1 protein-coding gene is annotated in these 235 nt (G+C 44.7%); it reads left to right on the plus strand.

The window, feature by feature from the left end:
- The coding region (locus SB775_RS33935) for a hypothetical protein (RefSeq protein WP_410865687.1) at positions 1–235 on the plus strand (235 nt) is incomplete at both ends.

A 235-nucleotide genomic window follows, 5' to 3' on the forward strand; every position in this document is an offset into this window, starting at 1 on the left:
GGTTCAACTTCTCCAATGAAACCTGCAGCCGCTTCATCAGTTTCCACTTCTACAAGTGCAGCGGTATCAAGTGGAGAGACCGGCAACGCATCAAAATACGGGGAACAGTTCACGTCTGAATTCGAGAAGGGACTAAATAATAAAGTCATCTCAATGGAGCAATGGAAGCAAGCTAATATCAAGCAACCATTTACTCAAATTCAGGCATCGACTCCGCTTTATGGTGTGCAAACTG

Source organism: Peribacillus sp. SIMBA_075, assembly GCF_046534585.1.